A 16,722-nucleotide genomic window follows, 5' to 3' on the forward strand; every position below is an offset into this window, starting at 1 on the left:
TTTCGACTTATTTTGCTTTGAAGCGATCATTATTTTGACCTCTATACTGGAGTGTGGTGTTGGCGTGCGGCGCCAATGGACCGCACGCAATTACTAGATACTTAGGACTGCCACCAACGGCGTGGCTCGACGTTTTCGGGCTTCATGTCCGCAGGGACCTGACGCGCGATGTCGTAGATTTCCTGGTAGGTGTCGATGCCACCGGCCCAGCCGTTCAGGCGATCACGCCACTCGTTCCACGGACCCGGGTTGAATTCTGGCGATGACATTTCTTCGGCCATGCGGATCTGCTCGGCGTCCAGGAAGGCAGGGCGCACATTGTTGGTGTCAAACAGGGTGCCCGGAAGCACAGGGTCAGAGAAACCAACCGTCTTGACCAATGCAGCCTCGTTTGCAGCCTGGACGTGGATCTGTGTGAAGTAGGCGGATTCCATGACCGCATCCTGCAACTCACCGCTGAGCTTGTCGAATGACTGGGACGCCATCGAGGTATGCTCGGTACCGCAGAAGAATTTCAGGTCAACCGATTGCGAAACCACAGGCGACATGCCTGCATAAGCCACGGCAGATGCCCATGTTTCCGCGCCGTCGATCAGACCCAGACGCAGACCGTCCAGTGTCTCGCTCCATGCAACGGGCACGGGGTTCAGGTTCAGCAGGCGCATTGCAATCCGGCCCAGCTGCGTGCCGGTCACGCGGTTGCGTGTACCAAAAAGCTCTTCCAGTTTGGTGACAGTTGGCTTTTCAGCAAATGTCTGGCCCAGCTGGATGCCGCGCAATTCGCAATGGGTGAACAGGAACTTCAAGCCGTGACGCTTTTCAAGCGGATCCCGCAGCAGGCGCTGCGATTCAGGGCTGTAGAAGAAGTGGTACTGCGACGCACGGCCCGGGAACATGTAGGCGTAATCCAGCACGTTCAGGTAAGCGGCGCCACCGGCGGAGTTCTGTGTCGACGCGGCGTAGATGTCGATGATCCCCAGCTGCGCCATGTCCACGCAGGTCAGCTGACCACAAATCTGGTTGCTGCCGATAAACTCGACGCGAATTTCGCCGTCGGTCCGCTCTTCCAGATCAAGCGCAAATTGCAGCGCGCCTGCGCGTTCGATCAGCAGGTTGTCTTTGTTGAAGCCCGATGCGCCAAAGCGCAATGTGTGGCGTGCCGGCTTTGAGAAGCGGCGCTCGTAGTTGGACTCAGCCGCCTGTGCGACATCGGCAACCGTGAATGCACCACCCAATGTGGCGGCACCAAGAAGCGTCGATGACAAGCCATACTGCCCAGACAGCTTAAGCATATCGCGGCGTGACAGCCCCTGAAGTTTTTTCGTCGTTTGCATAAACCTTACCCTTCGGTTCGGCGTCCGGATCCCGTTCCGTCCGCAATAGATTTGATATCCTGTAGCGATTCTTAATCCGCGGTTCTGGCGGAATTGGGTCAAAATATTGAACAATGCGCCTCAATTGTCGCAATCGTCGAAAACAAGTTTCGGTTATGCTTAACACATGAGGAGTTGCTGAATCTATGCGCGCTGATCGACAGGGGTCCAACCGGCGATGCAGCATGACGCATCCATTAAAATCATTTTATTACAACATATTACAAGCTACTTTACGGGGCTGACAAGTGGTGACGGCGATACATGCGGGTCTTCGCATCGTCGGTTGCTGCGGAAGATTTCGGGTCTTGGCGGCATCTGACCCGCGAAATTGCGTGACGTCAACCGCGTTGATCGGCAGCCATTTTGGGCGTTGTAGGCAGGATTAAGGCAAAATTGATAAAAGTTGATGCGAGGCTTTGGGTCCGAACGCGCAACAATCCAATTTGGGCGGGGTTGGTCGGTTGGGCTGAATTTCGGGAAAACGATGCGGTAAAAGCCTTGTCGGCCCGCGCGACGTCATGGCCCGCGGATCGCCTCTGCGTTGCGGCGTATCAGAAGGCAGAGTTCAGCGTCAGACCCACAGAAAAACTGTCGCGGGTGAAACGGCTCACGTTGCTTTCTGCAGTGCTGCCCGAAATTGAAAGGCCCGGGCTGAAACCCGCATATTCGATATCAGGAAAGCCGACATTCGCCCCGTAGAAGAACGTGGTGTCTTGGCGCCCGCCATCAACCGGCCCGATCAGAACATAGACCGGGTAGTCAGCCTTGCGGATGCCTGCGTTCAACCCCAGTGTAACGGGGCCAAGCTGCTGGCCGAAACTGAACGAGCTTTGAAACGCCCATTCATCGTAGTTGAAATTTGGTGATTCACTGTCCCGCTGCGAAAGGGTCAGACTACCCCCCAACCGGTTGCCGTTGTCCCATTGATACGACAATCCGGCCACAAAGGTCGTCGCCTCGACATTCCGAATGCCAATGGACTCATAATATTGCCATTCGCGTCTGCCGGACAGTTGCAGGTCAACACTATCGGAAAGCGGAACACGTTGGCTGATAGCGAAGCGGGTGAAGTCGTAATAAGGATCACCGCCGAAGTCGACAGAACCGGCGCTCCAGCGTAGTTGCACCGCGCTGTCCGCCAGCACCCGATCGTAGATAACCGAGGCTTCGACTGCATCAAAAGAGAAGGCGTCTGCATCCAGCGTGACTTGCGCGCCGGGATTGGTCGGATCGTCGACAACTTCATCCTCAAGCTTGACGCGCGCGCCTTGATAGCTGGCGGCCAGCGATAAACGATCCGTTGCGGTGCCAAAAAGCCGATATTGGGTTTGAACAGCAAAAGTTGCGCGCAGACCCGAGAGGGCCAAGGCGTCTGCCGACAATGTCCCCGTCAGAACTTGCCCGGCTGCGGTGATTTCAGCGTCCTCTGCGCCGCCATTGACGTTGTTTGAGGGCACGATGGAAAAGGACAGGTTCGTTGACCAGGGGTTGAGATTGCGCAGCCCTCTGGCATCGCGCAGGGTGCGGGCGCGTTCCTCTTCATTGGGGACCACATTCAGCGCGCGGCGCAGCCAGAACGTGGCCAGCGTATAACGTTGCTGGTTTGCAGCGGCCAATGCCGTCAGGCGGGCAGCCTCATATCGCTGCGGGTCAGTTTGGGACAGCGCATAAGCACGGGCGCCAGCCTTGCGCCCGGTTTCCGGATCACCCGCGCGCGGGGCGGCCGCCGCCAAAACCAGCAATGCGGTCCGGTCGTCGGGATTTGCCCGCAACAAGCCATTGGCAATCTGCAGGGCCAGTTCAACATCCCCAGCAAAAAGGGCCCGCGTTGCGATAACACGGGCCTCTTCAATGGGAATGTCGATGGTCTGTTGGGCGGCTGCGGTCTGGCAAAAAATGCAAGCAGCCGCAACCAGTGCCGGTTTAGTCAAGCCCATCAATATTGTCTACGTCCTCCACGAGGCCCGTCGTACACACCGGATCGGATCCAGCCGTACCACATTGGTTTGTCACGAATATGCCATATTCGTTCTCACCTTCAACCGTACTAATGAAATCGCCTTCCATGAACAGGCCACCTGCGAGTCCATTGGCATTATTTCCGCCAAGAATACCGGCATAGTTGCCAACCGTTTCTTGCACACCCAATTCAACTTCGCCTTCAAAGCGACCACTTGAGTCAATCTCGGTGACAATCAAGTTCAGATTTTCGAGGTCCGTGGCGGTGCCACTGATCGTCGCAGAGCGATTGTAGATTGCGCCGTTCAGCGTGCCATCGGTAAAGTCGGCGTTGATGAATACCTGTCCAGTGACGCGAGACGATGCAACAGGCAGAATGGCAGGGTCAACGGGTGGGGCGGGCAGTTCCGCAGTCGTGCCGCCATTCAGCAGGCCAACATAGTTCCCTGCATAGGATGCAAGCCCCTCGGTCGGGGCATCATATTGGCCCGAACGCGAATATGTCACACCGCCAAAGTAACGGTTGAACTGGCCACCATCCATGACAACGATCGCTTCCACACCGCCGGATTCACTCTCGGCGGCGAATGCGGTGAAAGACCGGTCAAGCGGGTCATCCTGCTGGACATAAACATCATAGCCGTCCAACGTACCTGCAGCCGTATACTCCTGCAGCAATTCGTCACCATCCAGCGAAAGGAGGCGCACGCTCAATGTGCCGGCGTCCGGATCGTAATCCGCAACTCTCAATTCACCGGCCACACGCGCGGGAACACCGTTTACGGTTTCGCCACCTTCAGGTGTTTCCGGCTCTTCAACAGTAGGATCGAACGAAAGCGGTTGATCATTGTCACAGGCTGCCAGCAGCGCCAGCAGCGCCGTAGCCGTTGCAAATCTTTTCATGGTCGTCTGCCTCTTTTGTATTTTTATTTGGTCATAACATCTTGCGCGGCATTTCGCATGTCAACGTTCAACCAAACGGAGGGTCGTAATCATCGGGACCTATGGGGGTTTTGCCACAGGCTTGCGCATTTCAGTGACCGCGAAATTAGGCCTTTGTTAGGCAACAATGCAATGAATCAAGGGCGACTGTCCCGTCAACCTGCGTGGGAACCCGCATCGCGCTGCTGTGGCAGACCCGCATCGGAATTTCCCCATATCCGAGGTTTTGCCCCTGCCACGCATTGCCTATAGTCGCCGCAGACTCAGTCAAATGCCGGAGACACGGATGCCCATTACCCCAGATCAACAGGCCGAAATCGACGAATTGCGCAGCGCGCCGCGGCCGACGCTGCGGGCCGTGGCCGAAGGGATGGAGACGCATCTCTACAAAGCTTATGACGTGCTGGATCACGGGTTCATCCGGGTCATCGACTATATGGGCGACGATGCGGCCATCTGTCAGGCGGCCCGCGTGTCCTACGGCAAGGGGACCAAATCAGTGTCCAACGATGCCGGGCTGATCCGCTACCTGATGCGGCACTGGCATTCGACCCCGTTCGAGATGTGCGAGATCAAGCTACACGTTAAACTGCCCGTCTTCGTGGCCCGGCAATGGATCCGGCACCGGACCGCGAATGTGAACGAATACTCCGCGCGCTATTCAATCCTGGACCGGGAGTTCTACATCCCCGAGCCCGACAAACTGGCCGCGCAATCCGTGATCAACAATCAGGGCAGGGGCGAGGCGCTGACCGGGGAAGAGGCCGCCCGGGTGCTCGAATATCTCAAAGGGGACGCAGCGCGCTGCTATGACCACTACGCCGAAATGATCGACCAGGAAGGGCAGCGGGGGCTGGCCCGCGAACTCGCCCGCATGAACCTGCCCGCCAATATCTATACGCAATGGTATTGGAAGGTGGACCTGCACAACCTGTTCCACTTCCTGCGGCTGCGGGCAGACAGCCACGCGCAATATGAAATCCGGGTCTATGCGGAAGAGATCTGTAAAGTCGTCGCCGACTGGGTACCCGCGGCCTACGGCGCGTTCGAGGACTACCGGATGGGCGGCGCCACACTCTCGTCTAAGGCGATTGACTGCGTAAGGCGTATGCTAAAAGGTGAGGAGATAACGCAGGAAACCTCCGGGATGTCTAAGGGCGAATGGAGGGAGTTTGAAGAGGTGATTGGGTGAGAGTATACAAGACCGATGAAGTGTTTGGTGTTTCTAGAGATAAACCCATTAATTATGTAGTGCGCGACTCGGTAGATGAGAAGCTAATCAACGACATTACTCTGAATAAGCATGTGATCATCTACGGTAGTTCCAAACAGGGTAAGACCTGCTTGAGAAAGCACTGCCTCGATGATAGTGATTACATTTTGGTTCAGTGCCAGAATCGTTGGGGTTTGGAAAAACTCGCTGAAGCCATCTTGAAGGAGGCAGGCTTCAAGGTGGAAGTATCTGAAACGAAAACGATTGAGCAAAAGAACAAGCTCGTTGCGAAGATTTCTACTGGGCTAAAGGCTTTGGGTTTTTTTGAGGTCGCTTCAGAAACAGGCGTAGAGACAGAATCTAATGAGTCGAACTCTAAGCAGTTGGCTCCCATAGAACTGGATCCATCAGATCCAAATGACTTGGTTAATGCGCTGGAAGCGATTGGGTTTGATAAGTTTATCGTGCTTGAAGACTTTCACTACTTACCGCAAGAAACCCAAGAGAGCTACGCGTTTTTTCTGAAGACGATACACGAACGCTCCGGAATTTGCTTCATAATTGTGGCTGTTTGGCGCGAGGAGAACAGAATAATTCTTTTGAATGGCGATTTATCTGGCCGCGTTGTTTCAGTTGACGCTGATGAATGGAAGACGGATGAACTGAGGAAGGTAATATCTGAAGGCGAGAGCCTCCTGAATGTTAAGTTTAAGGAAGAGTTTAAGACCGGCCTAATTAAAGGCAGCTTGGGGAGTGTCTATATCGTGCAAGAAAGCTGTTTGCGAGCATGCAAGGCGGGCGAAATCTACCAAACTGAGGCAATGCAAAGGACGGTTGAATCCCATCGTTTAGCTGAGAGCTTCATTGAGGAGGTTGTCGCAGAATCTGGACCTAGGTACTCCACATTTTTGACCAACTTTGCGGCTGGCTTTCAAGATACGGCGTTAGAAATGTATAAGTGGTTACTCCACCCGGTAATAACCAGTTCTATTTCCGATTTAGAAAAAGGTTTGGGCTATCGGCAAATCCGCGAAGCTCTAGAGGCTGTGCATCCAAGTGGTAGCGAGCTAAACGCGGGAAACGTGACACAGGCTTTGTCGGCAATTCCGGCGCTGCAAGCGAAAAAGAAGATTAAACCATTTGTTCTCGACTATGATCAGGCGAACAAGAGGCTTTCAGTTGTAGATCGTGGATTTCTGATCTGGCTATCTACTCAGGATATTGATGCCTTGTGTGCTGATATTGGAATAGCTTCATAGACTCAAACACCCGCCCGGCATCGCCGGGCAGTGCCCGGACCTCCCCCACGGGGAGGGCGCTTCTACATCGTTACACCCTAAAGCATCGTCTCGAATAAATTCCAAGTCCCGTCAAACAAACCCGTTGGCGCGCCATCCCCGAGGTCCGGGCGCTGCCCTCCCGTTGCGCACAACATCAACCACGGCTTTCATGGCAAACCAATGCTTCCGCCGCGCGAAAGCAGCGTCCGGGCCGGCGCTCCGCCCGTTTGGACCTGAAATGGTCCAAACCCTCCCCCACGGGGAGGGCGCCTTTGCAACGTCGCACCCCACACTGCCGTCACCGATAACAACTAAGCCCTGCCAAACAAACCCGTTGGCGCGCCATCCCCGAGGTCCGGGCGCTGCCCTACCGTTCTGCACAACAACAGCCGTGGCTTTTATTGCCACCAAGCGCTTCCATTGCGCGGGGGCAAGACCCGAGCCGGCGCTCCGCCCGTTTGGACCTTAAATGGTCCCCGGACCATTTCCGAGACCGTCCAAACCCTCGCCAACAGGGACGGCGTTTTTGCAACGCCACACCCCACACCGACGTCACGAATGACCGCCAAGCGTCGCCCAACAGACAAGTAAATGCGCCATCCGCGCGCGGCCCTTCGGTTTTGCAAACCACCAGCCGCTGCGTTGGTTTTATGTTCTCAGACCAGCCGCGACACCTCGACCGCGGCACGGACGAAATCGGCGAAGAGCGGATGTGGCGCGAAGGGTTTCGATTTCAGTTCGGGGTGGAACTGAACGCCAATGAACCAGGGGTGATCTTCCCACTCGACGATCTCAGGGAGCTTTCCGTCAGGCGACATGCCCGAGAATTTCAGCCCGGTTTCTTCCAGTTTCTTACGATATTTGATGTCGACCTCATAGCGGTGGCGGTGACGTTCCTCGATGCTCAACCCGTCATAGACCCGGGCCACATGCGACCCTTCGGTCAGGGTGGCGTCATAGGCGCCCAGCCGCATGGTGCCGCCCTTGTCGTCGTCAGCCTTGCGGGCGACCGTGTGGTTGCCCTGCACCCATTCCTTGAGGTGGTAGACAACTGGTTCGAAACGCTTTTTGCCCGCCTCGTGATCAAATTCCTCTGACCCGGCGGTGGTGATACCCGCCACATTGCGCGCAGCCTCGATGACGGCCATCTGCATGCCCAGACAGATGCCCAGATAGGGAATTTTCTTTTCGCGGGCGAATTGGGCCGCCTTGATCTTGCCCTCTGTCCCGCGCTCGCCAAAGCCGCCGGGAACAAGGATCGCGTGATACCCTTCCAGGTGGGGCGTGGCGTCTGCGCTGTCGAACAATTCGGCATCAACCCATTCGATCCGGACCTTGACGCGATTTGCCATGCCGCCATGGGTCAAGGCCTCGGCGATGGATTTATAGGCATCCTCCAGCTGGGTGTATTTGCCGACAATGGCGACTTTCACCTCGCCTTCGGGGTTGTGGATGCGGTCAAACACATCATGCCAGACATCCAGTTTGGGCGCCGGCGCGGGCGAGATGTCAAACGCATCAAGGACCGCCTGATCCAGGCCCTGCTTGTGATAGGCCAGCGGGGCCTCGTAGATTGATTTCAGGTCATATGCGGCGACGACGCAGTCCTTGCGCACATTGCAGAACAGCGCGATTTTCTCGCGTTCCTTTTCGGGGATCGGCTGTTCCGAGCGGCAGACCAGAACGTCGGGCGCGATCCCGATGGATTGCAATTCCTTGACGCTGTGTTGTGTGGGTTTTGTCTTTAGCTCGCCACTGGCCGCCAGATAGGGCAGCAGCGTCAGATGCATAAAGATGCACTGACCTCTTGGCTTGTCGTGGGAAAACTGGCGGATGGCTTCAAAGAAGGGCAGGCCCTCGATATCGCCCACGGTGCCGCCGATTTCGCAGAGCATGAAATCAACCTCGTCTTCCCCGATGGCGATGAAGTCCTTGATTTCATTGGTCACATGCGGAACCACCTGAATGGTTTTGCCCAGATAATCCCCGCGTCGTTCCTTTTCGAGCACGTTGGAATAGATCCGCCCGGAGCTGACCGAATCCGTCTTGCGCGCTGGGACACCGGTAAACCGTTCATAATGCCCAAGATCCAGATCGGTTTCGGCCCCGTCATCGGTTACGAAGACTTCCCCATGTTCAAACGGGGACATCGTGCCCGGATCCACATTCAGATAGGGGTCGAGCTTGCGCAGCCGTACGGAAAACCCGCGCGCCTGCAAAAGGGATCCCAGCGCCGCCGATGCAAGCCCTTTGCCAAGCGAGGATACCACGCCACCGGTGATAAATATGAAACGCGCCATAGCAGGGAGCCCCCGTGAAAATTCCAATAAATGTGGGAAAGCGAATGTCTTAAATTCGCACCATCACGGGATTTGACTACTACCGGATTCGGTTCAATTGCGCAACCGGCAACCCAACATCCTGTTGCCAAACGTGGCCCGGCGGCAACCCCTAGTGGTTACTCGCCCGATGGGACCAATGGCGCATCATCACCCACGGATGGCGGCAGCAGGCTGTCACCCAGATCAGGCACTTCAACCCCGTCCGCCGATGGAACGCCCAGCCGATCAACCACCGAAGACCCGGCCGTGTTGCTGGCCGAGATCAGGGTCAGCGAAATCGAGGTGCAGATAAAGGCGATGGCGAGCATCCATGTAAACTTGCTCATCGCGGTTGGTGCGGGCCGCCCGCCAGTGGCGCCGCCGCCACCGCCGCCCATACCAAGCCCACCACCTTCAGAGCGCTGCAACAGCACGGTACCGATCAGGCTAAGGGCCAGGATCAGATGAATGATGAGGACGACGTTTTCCATAGAGGGCCTTTCGGGGCATGCGCGAACAAGCGGTATCTAAAAGCTACGGACCTATCCCGCAACCCCCCTGGTCCCCTTATTCGTCAACGTCATCTATATCCGCCTGACCCGTCAGCCTGCGTCTGACAATCGACCAGGACAGGCCAACTGCCAGGACAATCGACAGGGCAACAATCACGATCCAGGTGTTGATTGTCGGGTTGTCCAGGCTGATCACACCCTGATCGAACAGGACCCAGAGGATTGTCGCGACAACCGCCAGGATCAGGACCATCCCGAATATCCCGATAGAGCGTAGGGTGGCCCGAAGATAGATGATGTATCCCACCAGCAGGATCAGCCCGAAGAGCACGGTCACGGGCAGATTCGTGTCTGCATTGGCCATGCTCCACCGGACAAAGTTCCATTGTGTGGGATTATAAGTCGCGGCCAGCAGCGCAAATGCAAACACCCAGCGAATGGCGAAACCCATGATAAGCCTCATATCCTTTGATTTGGCGCGGACAATGGCGGGCGTGTGTCGCCCTGTCCAGCCCGGCTGCGTCCAAATTTCAGGTTTCGCCTGCGCGGGCGCGGCGATATAGGACGGGTCGGACATCGAAAAGGATCGCAGTGATGGCAAATGTGGTGGTCGTTGGCGCCCAATGGGGTGACGAAGGCAAAGGCAAGATCGTGGACTGGTTGTCCGAACGGGCAGATGTCATCGCCCGCTTTCAGGGCGGCCATAATGCCGGGCACACGCTGGTGATCGACAAGCAGGTCTACAAGCTGCACGCATTGCCCTCCGGTGTGGTCCGGGGCGGCAAGCTATCGGTGATCGGCAACGGGGTTGTGCTTGATCCCTGGCATCTGATCGAAGAGATCGCAACCTTGCGCGCCCAGGGTGTGGAGATCACGCCGCAGACATTGATGATTGCCGAAAACACCCCGCTGATCCTGCCATTCCATGGCGAACTGGACCGCGCCCGTGAAAGCCAGAATTCGGTGGCCAAGATCGGCACAACCGGTCGCGGTATCGGCCCTGCTTATGAAGACAAGGTCGGGCGGCGCGTCATTCGCGTGGCTGATCTGGCGGATGATGCGACGCTGGAATTGCGTCTGGACCGGGCGCTGATCCATCACGACGCGCTGCGCCGGGGACTGGGCCTTGCGCCGATTGATCGCGACGCGGTGTTGGCGAAACTACGCGCCGTTGCCCCTGATATTCTGCAATATGCCGCCCCGGTCTGGAAAGTCCTGAACGAGAAACGCAAAGCCGGCAAACGGATCCTGTTCGAGGGCGCGCAAGGCGCGTTGCTGGATATCGACTTTGGCACCTATCCGTTTGTGACGTCCTCCAACGTGATCGCCGGGCAGGCCGCGACGGGTGTCGGCATGGGGCCGGGGGCCATCGACTTTGTCCTGGGCATTGTCAAAGCCTACACAACGCGTGTTGGTGAGGGGCCTTTCCCGACCGAATTGGAAGATCAGGACGGCCAAAGACTGGGCGAACGTGGGCATGAATTTGGCACGACAACCGGGCGCAAACGGCGCTGTGGCTGGTTTGATGCCTGTCTGGTCCGCCAGACCTGCGCGACATCGGGTGTTTCGGGGATTTCCCTGACGAAACTTGATGTGCTGGACGGTTTCGAAACGCTCAAGATTTGTGTGGGCTATATGCTGGATGGCGAGAAACTGGACTATCTGCCGACGGCTGCGGACCAGCAGGCGCGCTGCACACCGGTCTATGAAGAAATTGATGGTTGGTCGGAATCCACCGAGGGCGCGCGCAGCTGGGCCGATCTGCCCGCGCAGGCGATCAAATATGTGCGCCGGATCGAAGAGCTGATTGATTGCCCCGTTGCACTGGTCTCAACCTCGCCAGAGCGGGAAGATACGATCCTGGTGACGGATCCGTTCGCGGACTGATGGCGATGGGCTACAAGGCACGTAAGCGTCTGGCGCTCTTTGTTCTGGCTGTTGGTTTGCCGGCCTATATCGTGCTGGCCGCGACGGTGATGAGTGAGGCGGGCCGCTTTCCCAAAGCGATCGAGTTTTTTATCTATGTCGCCTTGGGGATCGGTTGGATATTTCCCTTGAAATGGGTGTTCACGGGGATTGGTCAGCCCGATCCCGATGAGGATGCTTGATCCAAAGGCGCGGTCCTGCGGACCGCATGCGATTTTGAAAGAAAAAAGGCGGGGTTATGACCCCGCCTTTTTTGCTAGCCTTGTGCAACTTTATCGGTGCCTGGCCGAAAGCGCGTGTCCTCCGAGACCCGGAAGCGCCCGTTGCTTAATTTGATGATCCTGCTTTGGCGCAGCAGCCGTCCGAATGAGCGCAGCCCATCTTCGCGGCTGAATTCATCTGCTGCGGCAAGCTGGACCTTCTTCATCACCTGTGGCCGCGAAAAGTCCTCTTCCCCTTCGACATATGCGATATAGGCTGCTGCTGCTTCGAGGAGGTCACCAAGTTCCGTCGCACCATGTGCCGTTGCGAATTCCGCAAAGCCTTCGGGCTGATCGGTGTCGACTTCCTTGACGGCCGCGATCTGGCGCAGCCGGTCGGCAGGCTGGGAAGGGGTGTCGTCTTCGACCCGCTGCGTCGGTACCAGTTTCAGCGGCGCGCCGCCTTTGTCCGCCTCGGCAGTATCGTCGTCGCGCTGAACCTCGTTTAGGTCTTCGCGGAATGCGTCTTTGGGATCGGCCGGTTCGGTCTTGTCCCCCAATTGCCGTGCTGCTTCGGTTGCCGCGACAGCCGCCCGCAATTGCGCAAATGCATCCCGATGCCGGCGTCCTTCGGGTTCGTTGAGCTTTTCATCGGCCCGCGACATGATCTGCGACATCGCATCATCATCGTTCTGCGGCAGGTTCTCGCGCTTGGACAGGTTTTCGCGTCGGCGCGCAACTTCGTCCTTGGCTGCGGACACGATATCAAAATCATCGTCCTCGGCCTCGTCGGTGACAGCCTCATCCGCTGTGGTCTCTTCTACCTCGCCGGGTGTATCTTCGGTCGCAACATCTGCGTCTTCTTCGTCGACCTCGTCACTGTCCTCGGCGTTGGAAAGGACCAGCGGGCTGGCATCTTCGGCCTTGAAGTCGAAATCATCGACCAGATCTTCGGTCTCGGGTTCATCCCGCTTTGGGGTGGCGCCGGTCAGCGCGGTCAGCCGGTCAACAACGCTTTCGCGCGAGACGGATGCCGGGGTGGCGGCCATGTCTGGCTGATCGGTGTTGGCTGCCGGTGCCGCACTTGGGGCGCGACCGACGAGCGAGCGGATACGCTGCAACTTGGCCGCGACGCTGTCATCCTGGTCCGAGGCAGCCTGTTCCGTTGCCGGATCGTAAAAGGGGGTTTCTGTATCGTCTTCGGCGCTGTCATCCGTAGCGGGTACGGGTTCTTGTTCAGCGGACGCGTTGTCGACATAGTCGATTTCTTCGGCTTCAGTCGCATCTTCGTCGGTAAGTGCTTCTGCAGCCTCGGCATCGTCTTCGGCCTGCATTTCGGTGGCATCATGTTCCGCGGCCACATCCGGTGCGTCCTGATCATCGTCAGCAGACAGGATGTCATCCTGATGCACCACAAGCGGTTCGCGGCGCGGTGTCAGGCGCAGACTGGGGCGGGCGGCCGCGTCTTCGTCCGGGCGGTTGATCCGCAGGCTGACGCCTTCATCTGTCATTTCGGCGGCAACAGGGGCGCCATCTTCCTCGACGACCAAGGCGCTGAGCGTGTCGAGATCGGGGGCTTGCGGTTCCATGTCCATGAAACGTTCGTGCCCTGCCAATTCGTGAAAATAGGCGACCACGGTCTTCATCGTTTCGACCGAATCTTCGAAGCCTTCCAACCGGCACGAAAAGGTGCCGTAAGAAACACTCAGAACTTTGTTGTTATCGCCCATCATTACCCGCTTTCTACAGTTTTTTGGCACAGCGCTGCTCGCCATTTACTGGCCTTGCATGCGGAGCATCATCGCGTTGCATTCAGGATCATTTTGTGACCGTTTTGAGGAATGTTTGTGAAGTGAGGTGAATAAAGTGTCAACGCAGGGAATTGTTTCCGCTGAGGATATAGTTTGTCTAGTTGGGGGCGCGCCATTTGACGAGGCAATGCTGCCGCGCGTTTCCGGCTTTGTTTCCAAGTATATAGCGGTTGACGCAGGGGCAGATGCGTTGCGCCGTGCGGGGCTGACGCCCGCGATGGTGATCGGTGATCTCGATAGTCTATCCGCCGACGCCCGCGCCACATTTGCTGACCGGCTTTGCCACATTCAGGAAACGGACACGACGGATTTTGAAAAGGCGCTCAGCCGTGTGGATGCGGCAGGCTTTGTTGCGCTGGGTTTCACGGGCGGCCGTCTGGACCATACATTGGCGGTCTTGAATGTCCTTGCCCGGTTCCAGACCAAGCCGGTAATTTTGCTGGACGCTTCTGATGCAAGCTTTCTGGCGCGCCGCGGCGTGACCCGGTTGGCGCCGCCGGCGGGTAGCCGTATCGCCTTTATGCCATTGGCTGAATTGCGGTGCAGCGTGGCAGGTGCCCACTGGCCTTTTTCCGACCAGCTGATGCATCCGACCGGGTTTATCAGCTCGTCCAACGCGGTGGCTGGGTCTGTTGTGATCCGAACGGATGGCCCGTTGCTTGTCAGTCTGCCGGCTGCGCAGTTTGAGACGGCTGCGAAAGCCGTCTTTCCCGAATGATGATATAGAGGCCCGCGGCCATTGTGATCGCGATCCCAAGCGCGGCCAGACCGTTTGGCAGATCCGCAAAGACCAGCCATCCGATCACCGTACCAAACGGTATTTCCAGATATTGCATCGGGGCCAGGGTTGATGCGGGCGCAAAACGCAGGCTCCACGTCATGAACAGGTGGGCGAGGGTGCCGATGATGCCGAGTGCGGCGAGCAATAAAGCGGTTTGTCCGTCAAGTGCGGCACCAAGCCCGGCGGTTGTTTGTGGGACAAAGAACAGAACCGGCGCGAGGATCAGCATCGCCTGCACCCCGCTGATCGCCTGCAATTTGATTGGGTCCAGCGCGCGCGCAATCCGCCGTGTGACCATCATGAACAGCGCAAAGACCACCGCCACCCCCAGCGGCAAGAGCGCGGGTGCGCCCACTTCGGCAAAATTGGGCTGGATCACCAGCAATGTTCCGACAAATCCGACCAGACAAGCCAGCAGCCGCTGCATCCCAACCACTTCGTTCATCACGAAATGACCCAGCAAAAGCATGATGAAGGGCATCACAAAGGCAATGGCCAGTGCGTCGGCCAAGGGCAGAAACCGCAAAGCGGTGAACATCAGCCCGATCCCCAGAATATGCAGAACCGTGCGCAACAGCGTCCAGCCTAGTATGCCGGGGGGCAGGGCAAACCGTTCACCGTTATAAAGAACAAGCGGTAGCAAAAGTATGGCCTGGATGCCAAACCGGACCATCAGCAACAAACCCAGCGCCACAGTGCCGCCAAGCAGCTTGGCCACGCTGTCGCCCAGTGGCGCCAGAATGCAAAAGGCAAGCATCAGCAGGACGCCAAGAAAGGGCCGATCATGTTGCATATCCGTAACCTAGCCCGCCTGTCCGCTGCCCACAATCATCGTCCGCACGCAGGCTTCAGCAGTTGGGGACGTTGACCGCAAGACCGCCCAATGCGGTTTCCTTGTATTTTTCGCTCATGTCCACGCCGGTCTGGCGCATCGTCTCAATCGCCACATCCAGTGAAACAAGGTGATGTCCATCGCCGCGCATGGCCAGCGAGGCAGCCGAGACCGCCTTGATTGCCCCCAGCCCGTTACGTTCGATGCAAGGGACCTGCACAAGCCCCTTCACAGGGTCACATGTCATGCCCAGATGATGTTCCAACGCGATCTCGGCGGCGTTTTCGATCTGGGCCGGTGTGCCACCCATCACGGCGGCCAATCCGGCAGCCGCCATGGCAGATGCGCTGCCCACCTCGGCCTGGCAGCCGCATTCCGCACCCGAGATCGACGCATTGAATTTGATCAACCCGCCAATGGCCGCAGCGGTCAGCAGGAATTCGGATATTCTGGTTGTGGTCGCACCGGGGACGTGATCCAGCCAGTAGCGGATGGTGGCGGGAACCACGCCGGCGGCGCCGTTGGTGGGGGCCGTCACCACCTGTCCGCCTGCGGCATTCTCTTCGTTCACGGCCATGGCATAGGTGGACATGTAGTCGTTGATGGTATGCGGGGCGGTCAGGTTCATCCCCCGCTCGGCCATCAGCGCGTCATAAATGCCCTTGGCGCGTCTGCGCACGCTCAACCCGCCGGGCAGTATGCCATCTGTGGTCAGTCCGCGGTTGATGCATTGGTTCATGACCTCCCAAATCCGGTCAAGGCCGCGATCAAGATCGGCATCGGGCATGCGCGACAACTCATTGGCGCGTTTCATGGCGGCGATAGAAACCCCGTGCTTGTCAGCCATCTGCAGCATCTCGGCGGCCGTCTGAAACGGGTAGGGAACAGGGGGGCCGTTATCTGTGTCCTTGCCGGCGGCAAGTTCGGCGGCGGTCAGCACAAAGCCACCGCCGACAGAGTAATATGTGATCTCGGTGATGACGTCCCCTTGTGCATCGACCCCGCGCAGGACAAGTCCGTTTGGATGGTCGGGCAGGGGCGGGCCGTAGTCGAAAACCAGATCGTCTTTTGGATGAAATGCCAGCGTGCCAAGGCCGTCGGGCATCACGGTGGCTTCTGTCGCGATCCGGGCAAGTGCCGCCTCGGCCTTGTCGGCGTCATAGTCATCGGCCCTGAACCCGGCCAGCCCCAGGATCACCGCACGGTCGGTGGCATGGCCCACCCCGGTAAAGGCCAGACTGCCATGCAAGGTGGCGCGCAGGCCGTGCAAACGGAACGGTTGGGCGCGCAGGTGATCAAGGAACCGCGCGGCGGCAACCATCGGGCCGATCGTGTGCGAGGATGACGGGCCAACCCCGACCTTGAACATGTCAAAGACTGACAAAAACATCGCGACGTTCCTTTGCTTGCGTGGCCCTTCTTGCGGGGGCTGTGACGGGGACGCTAGCGAATATGGTGGCAATGAAAAGGGTCTAAACCGACCGGTTTTTGCGGATCAGCGTATCATGTGGCGCGCACATTCACGTGACGGCCACGATACGCCGGCATTTCGGGTCTCGCACCTGCCAG

Annotated in this window: 14 protein-coding genes; 5 read left to right on the forward strand and 9 right to left on the reverse strand. The window is 57.8% G+C overall.

Features of this window, described 5'->3' with window-relative positions; translation table 11 throughout:
- Positions 1-101: 101 nt before the first annotated feature.
- The 3 genes from dctP to AABB31_RS21275 form a co-directional block, all read right to left on the reverse strand.
- Positions 102-1,334, reverse strand: coding sequence for a TRAP transporter substrate-binding protein DctP (gene dctP, locus AABB31_RS21265; protein ID WP_342076263.1), 1,233 nt, complete (start codon positions 1,332-1,334; stop codon positions 102-104).
- Between the two features lie 593 nt (positions 1,335-1,927).
- The gene (locus AABB31_RS21270) at positions 1,928-3,313 is read right to left on the reverse strand and encodes a surface lipoprotein assembly modifier (RefSeq protein ID WP_342076262.1); all 1,386 of its coding nucleotides are present in this window, start codon (positions 3,311-3,313) and stop codon (positions 1,928-1,930) included.
- On the reverse strand, positions 3,300-4,238 hold the full coding sequence (locus tag AABB31_RS21275) for a thymidylate synthase (RefSeq protein WP_342076261.1): 939 nt from the start codon (positions 4,236-4,238) through the stop codon (positions 3,300-3,302). The genes AABB31_RS21270 and AABB31_RS21275 overlap by 14 nt, the downstream gene beginning before the upstream one ends.
- Before the next feature lie 325 nt (positions 4,239-4,563).
- On the opposite strand from AABB31_RS21275, the gene thyX reads away from it, so the two are divergent.
- Together thyX and AABB31_RS21285 are read left to right on the forward strand one after the other, a co-directional pair.
- Complete coding sequence (thyX, locus tag AABB31_RS21280) at positions 4,564-5,469, forward strand: FAD-dependent thymidylate synthase (RefSeq protein WP_342076260.1); 906 nt, start codon at positions 4,564-4,566, stop codon at positions 5,467-5,469.
- Positions 5,466-6,749, forward strand: coding sequence for a hypothetical protein (locus tag AABB31_RS21285; protein WP_342076259.1), 1,284 nt, complete (start codon positions 5,466-5,468; stop codon positions 6,747-6,749). Before thyX ends, AABB31_RS21285 begins: the two co-directional genes overlap by 4 nt.
- Before the next feature lie 677 nt (positions 6,750-7,426).
- Here AABB31_RS21285 and AABB31_RS21290 read toward each other — a convergent pair.
- The 3 genes from AABB31_RS21290 to AABB31_RS21300 form a co-directional block, all read right to left on the reverse strand.
- Positions 7,427-9,070, reverse strand: a complete 1,644-nt coding sequence (locus tag AABB31_RS21290; protein ID WP_342076258.1) for a CTP synthase — start codon at positions 9,068-9,070, stop codon at positions 7,427-7,429.
- A 158-nt stretch (positions 9,071-9,228) separates the two neighbouring features.
- Complete coding sequence (gene secG / locus AABB31_RS21295) at positions 9,229-9,582, reverse strand: preprotein translocase subunit SecG (protein WP_342076257.1); 354 nt, start codon at positions 9,580-9,582, stop codon at positions 9,229-9,231.
- A gap of 76 nt (positions 9,583-9,658) precedes the next feature.
- Positions 9,659-10,054, reverse strand: a complete 396-nt coding sequence (locus tag AABB31_RS21300) for a DUF6524 family protein (RefSeq protein WP_342078922.1) — start codon at positions 10,052-10,054, stop codon at positions 9,659-9,661.
- A 143-nt stretch (positions 10,055-10,197) separates the two neighbouring features.
- Between AABB31_RS21300 and AABB31_RS21305 the strand changes: the two genes are divergently transcribed.
- Together AABB31_RS21305 and AABB31_RS21310 are read left to right on the forward strand one after the other, a co-directional pair.
- Positions 10,198-11,490, forward strand: a complete 1,293-nt coding sequence (locus AABB31_RS21305; RefSeq protein WP_373635297.1) for an adenylosuccinate synthase — start codon at positions 10,198-10,200, stop codon at positions 11,488-11,490.
- Positions 11,490-11,711 (forward strand): DUF2842 domain-containing protein, encoded by a 222-nt coding sequence (locus AABB31_RS21310; protein WP_342076255.1) that lies wholly within the window; start codon positions 11,490-11,492, stop codon positions 11,709-11,711. Before AABB31_RS21305 ends, AABB31_RS21310 begins: the two co-directional genes overlap by 1 nt.
- Before the next feature lie 74 nt (positions 11,712-11,785).
- Here the strand turns inward: AABB31_RS21310 and AABB31_RS21315 are convergent, their stop codons facing one another.
- Positions 11,786-13,375: a hypothetical protein gene (locus tag AABB31_RS21315; protein ID WP_373635298.1), complete on the reverse strand. Its 1,590-nt coding sequence runs from the start codon at positions 13,373-13,375 to the stop codon at positions 11,786-11,788.
- A 220-nt stretch (positions 13,376-13,595) separates the two neighbouring features.
- Between AABB31_RS21315 and AABB31_RS21320 the strand changes: the two genes are divergently transcribed.
- Positions 13,596-14,258: a thiamine diphosphokinase gene (locus AABB31_RS21320; RefSeq protein ID WP_373635299.1), complete on the forward strand. Its 663-nt coding sequence runs from the start codon at positions 13,596-13,598 to the stop codon at positions 14,256-14,258.
- Here the strand turns inward: AABB31_RS21320 and AABB31_RS21325 are convergent.
- Positions 14,203-15,114, reverse strand: coding sequence for a DMT family transporter (locus AABB31_RS21325; protein WP_342076252.1), 912 nt, complete (start codon positions 15,112-15,114; stop codon positions 14,203-14,205). The two genes, AABB31_RS21320 and AABB31_RS21325, sit on opposite strands and share 56 nt — an antisense overlap.
- 55 nt (positions 15,115-15,169) lie before the next feature.
- On the reverse strand, positions 15,170-16,543 hold the full coding sequence (locus AABB31_RS21330; protein WP_342076251.1) for an L-serine ammonia-lyase: 1,374 nt from the start codon (positions 16,541-16,543) through the stop codon (positions 15,170-15,172).
- Positions 16,544-16,722: the final 179 nt, after the last annotated feature.

Source organism: Yoonia sp. SS1-5, from assembly GCF_038443705.2.
Classification (GTDB): domain Bacteria; phylum Pseudomonadota; class Alphaproteobacteria; order Rhodobacterales; family Rhodobacteraceae; genus Yoonia; species Yoonia rhodophyticola.